Annotated in this window: 3 protein-coding genes and 1 pseudogene; all 4 read left to right on the top strand. The window is 68.6% G+C overall.

Annotated features, from left to right (window positions below; genetic code table 11):
• Positions 1-350: 350 nt before the first annotated feature.
• Positions 351-654: pseudogene (locus VGR06_RS43740) on the top strand (ATPase); the annotation flags it as partial.
• 99 nt (positions 655-753) lie between these two features.
• Entirely contained in the window at positions 754-2,577 is a 1,824-nt protein-coding gene (locus VGR06_RS24490) for an ISAs1 family transposase (protein WP_327561461.1), read from the top strand.
• 104 nt (positions 2,578-2,681) lie between these two features.
• Positions 2,682-3,062 carry a VOC family protein gene (locus VGR06_RS24485; RefSeq protein ID WP_327561460.1) on the top strand — a complete coding sequence of 127 codons (381 nt, stop codon included), beginning with the start codon at positions 2,682-2,684 and terminating at the stop codon, positions 3,060-3,062.
• Positions 3,063-3,075: 13 nt separating this feature from the next.
• A partial coding sequence (locus tag VGR06_RS24480; protein WP_349256896.1) for a GIY-YIG nuclease family protein occupies positions 3,076-3,448 on the top strand: 373 nt, incomplete at its 3' end.

Here is a 3,448-nt window from a genome sequence, read left to right as displayed (position 1 = left end):
ACGACCGGTCGGGACGGCTCGTCGCTCTCGGCGGCCTCGTGTGGCTCGTCGGCCTCGTGCTCGCCTTCACGGGACTGTGGACCGCTGCCGGTGGCGGGGGTGCGGGCGCCGCCCAGGGTGCGGTCGAGCTGTTCGACACCGTCATCCGGGTCGGGTCCAACCTCGCCTCGTTCGCCCGGCTCGCCGCATTCGGCCTCACGCACGCCGCGCTCGGCACGGTTATCTGGCAAGGAACGGTTGCCCTGTGGAGCCTCGGCGGAGCCGCCTGGTTCGCTGCCGTCCTGCTGTTCGCCGTCGGCAACGCGCTGGAGTTCTCGCTCGAAGCGCTGGTCGCGGGAGTGCAGGCTTTTCAGCTCGCCAAATGGTGCGACGCGGACGTCATCGTCTACGTCGGGTGCGGTGAGCGCGGCAACGAGATGGCCGATGTGATGACCGACCTGGCCGGACTCGAGGATTCCCGCACCGGTGCGGCGGCTCGCACAGCGCACGGTGGTGATCGCCAACACCTCGAACATGCCGATGATGGCGCGTGAGGTGAGCATCTACACCGGCGTCACTGTCGCGGAGTTCTTCCGGGACATGGGCTACCACGCCGTCGTCATCGCCGACTCGACGTCGCGGTGGGCCGAGGCGCTTCGGGAGTTCGCCTCCCGGACAGGCCAGGGCTGCGGCAAAGTTAGTTGATCATGATGGTGATCTGCGGCTGAGGGCGGGGGCTGGCTTTTCGCCGCGGATCCTGGTAGAGCTTCTCCGGTGGCTGGGACCGGTGTCGCGGATGTTGTGGTACGGCCGATCTTCGTTGAGGAGGTCGGCCGGTTCAACGCTGAGCTGGATGCGCATCACTGGCTGGGGCATCGGCTGACCGGGCAGGTGCTGCGGTACGTCGCTGAGCTGGATGGGCGGTGGGTCGCAGTGGTCGGGTTCGGGTCTGCCGCGCTCAGCTGCGCGGCGCGGGACCGGTTCATCGGGTGGAGCCGGGAGCAGCAGTACGCGCGGCTGATTCACGTTGCGAACAACCAGCGGTTCTGTGTGCTGCCCGGTGGGCGGATCCCCAATCTCGCCTCTGCGGTGCTCGCCCGGGTGCTGCGCCGGGTGTCCGCGGACTACCTGAGCGTGTACGGGCACCGGGTGCTCGCGGTGGAGACGTTCACCGACCCCAGCCGCCATGCCGGTGCTTGCTATGCGGCCGCGAACTTCCAGCAGGTCGGGTCGACGCTGGGCTACGCGCGCAGCGCCGGCCGCTACCACCATCACGGCAACCTCAAGCGGGTGTGGATGTACCCGCTGCACCGCGCCGCGCCCGCGATCTTGTCGGCCGCGTTCGACCATCCGCTGCTGACCCGCGAGGACACCCACGTGATCGACCTGAACGCGCTGCCGATGAGTGGACCGGGCGGCCTGCGCGCGGCGCTGGACGGCCTGACCGACCCGCGGGCCAGACGCGGGATCCGCCACTCGGTCGCCGCGACGTTGACGATGGTGGTCGCGGCCGGATTGTCCGGGTGCGGCCGCAGCTTCCGGTCGGTCGGCGACTTCGTCGCCGACCTGCCCCAGGACGCGCTGGAGCGGCTGGGCGCGCGGTGGCATCCGGTCCGGCGCCGCTACATCGCGCCGAACGAGGCGACGGTCCGCCGCCACGTGAAGATGATCGACGCGGACGAGGCAGACGCGTTGGTCGGCGCCTGGCTGCTGGGCCTGGTGCACACCGGGCGGCTGGCCGCCGACCAGGCCGGCGCTGTGCTCGCGATCGCACTGGACGGGAAGACCCTCAAAGGCTCCTGGGAAGAACTGCGCACCGGCCAGGTGAAGCTGTTCTCCGCGCTGGTCCACGGGGAAGGCGTCATCGTCGGCCAGCGGAAGGTCCCCCAGGGCACCACCGAGGTCACCCAGGTGCTGCCGCTGCTCGACGACATCGGCGCCGCCCGGGCAGCCGCCGGCACCGGCACCGCCGGTGACCTGTCGCACATCGTGTTCACCGCGGACGCGCTGCACGTCCACCGGGACAACATTCAGCAGCTCACCGACCAGGGCAGCGAGTACGTCCTGACCGTGAAGGGCAACCAGCCAACCCTGGAACGCGACATCGCGGCACTGTTCCCCAGCGCTGTCGGCGCCGGGGACTTCCCCGCTCACCACACCACGTTCGACCGCGGCCACGGCCGCATCGAGATCCGCTCCATCTGGTGCACCTCAAACGTGGCCGGCCTCGACTTCCCGGGCGTGTTCCAGGCGTTCCGCATCCACCGGCAGACCTTCGACCTGTGCTTCAACCCGATCCGCAAACCCGAGACCGTCCACGGCATCACCAGCCTCACCGCCTGGCAAGCCAACCCGGCCGACATCCTCGCCCACAACCGCGGCCACTGGGAAGTGGAGAACCGCGAACACTACGTGCGGGACCGCACATTCGACGAAGACCGGTCCCAGGTCAGAACAGGCGCCTCGCCACAGTTCATGGCCACCGCCCGAAACATCGCGATCAGTCTGCTCCGCCTGGCCGGCTGCACCAACATCGCACGCGGCCTGGAGCATCTGTCCCGTCGCCTCGACCACGTTCTCGCTCTCCTCGGCGCCTGAACCAAGCGATCAAGAAAGGTGGTGATCTCTAAGGTGATCCCTACGCCACGACTTTGCCGATGACCCTGCCTTGGGGGGTGAGCGGTGCGCAGTACGATGAGGGCGTGATCACTGCAGTGCACACGCTGGTCTACGCCGAGGACCCGGACACGGCCCGAGCCTTCTTCCGTGACGTCCTTGAGTTCCCGGGCAGCGACACCGGCGGCGGGTGGCTGATCTTCAAGAGCGGCCCTAGCGAGCTGGGAGTGCATCCGAGCTCCTGGGAGCACGAGGGCAGCACCGGATCCACCGATCAGCGGTTCGACGTGTCCCTGATGTGCGACGACCTCGACAAGACGATGGCGGAGCTGACCGCGAAGGGCGCCGAGTTCGCCGGCGACGTGCGAGACGAAGGCTGGGGCATCACGGCACGGCTGAAGGTGCCGGGAGCCGGCGAGATGACGCTCTACCAGCCGAACTACGACCCGCCCGCGACGTCGCGGTAGCTCAGCCGCGGTCATGCCGCGCAGCGTGCGCTCCCGTCGAAGCGCGCCTGCTTTCTGTAGGCGGGCCCGTAGAAGGGGTCGAAGCAGGGTGGGCCTCAGGGACCTCCAGACCCCAGCCTTGCCACAGACCGCCTTGCTGTACGTAGGCATCGCGCCGCGTCACATCGCGACAAGGATCAGCCGACAGAATGTCCGCTCGCGCGTTCGCTGCCACTTCCAGGGGAATGCCGAAGGGTCAACACTGCGGCTTACGCTCGGCTGCCTTCTCGGCCTCGAGCTTCGGCGAGTGGGCAGCGGCAACGCCTCAGAAACCCGAGGAGAACCCAGAATTGGAGGGCCGATCCCGCGCGCCAGAGCCGCGATGATCAGGCCGATGGTAGCGATCA

The organism is Actinophytocola sp. (assembly GCF_036002505.1).
Lineage (GTDB): Bacteria > Actinomycetota > Actinomycetes > Mycobacteriales > Pseudonocardiaceae > DASYTH01.
This window is presented reverse-complemented; position numbering and strand designations above follow the sequence as displayed.